Raw genomic sequence first — 458 nt, forward strand, 5'->3', positions numbered from 1 at the left:
TGACCCATGTGCAGGCTGCCGGTTACGTTCGGCGGCGGAATCATGATGCAGTAGGGGTCATCTCCGCCCTGGGGCTTGAAGTAACCTCGATCTTCCCAGGTCTGATACCACTCGCGCTCGATGGCGTGGGGGTTGTACGTTTTTTCCAAAGACATGCGGTAACCTGTACTAAGCTTCGTGTATGACGGGCTGGCGTGAAACCCGCGATTATACAGCTTCCAGACCCACCGGCCTACCGGGAGGTGACCATGAGCGAGCCCCACTCGCGCGATTCCCAGACAGAGACCCACGAAGTGTTCAACGTGCCGCCGCCGTTGGAAGGCTATGACGCCTACCGGGAGGATGTGGCGCTGCAGGAATTGATCAAAACCGGTGGGGCGGGGTGGGCCGAAGCCGCGCTGCATGAGCAGGGGCGGGCGCTGGGTGATCCGGGGTGGATTCAATGTGGTTTTGACGCC

The 458-nt window shown here is 60.7% G+C and carries 2 protein-coding genes; one reads left to right on the forward strand and one right to left on the reverse strand.

Annotated elements, in window-relative coordinates; translation table 11 throughout:
• Positions 1-149: class I tRNA ligase family protein (locus B3187_RS17555; RefSeq protein ID WP_414673683.1), on the reverse strand; the 149-nt coding region annotated here is incomplete at its 3' end.
• Positions 150-248: 99 nt separating this feature from the next.
• Here B3187_RS17555 and B3187_RS06555 point away from each other — a divergent pair.
• The coding region (locus B3187_RS06555; RefSeq protein ID WP_286805256.1) for a hypothetical protein at positions 249-458 on the forward strand (210 nt) is incomplete at its 3' end.

The organism is Marinimicrobium sp. UBA4209 (assembly GCF_002381585.1).
GTDB classification, from domain to species: domain Bacteria; phylum Pseudomonadota; class Gammaproteobacteria; order Pseudomonadales; family Cellvibrionaceae; genus Marinimicrobium; species Marinimicrobium koreense.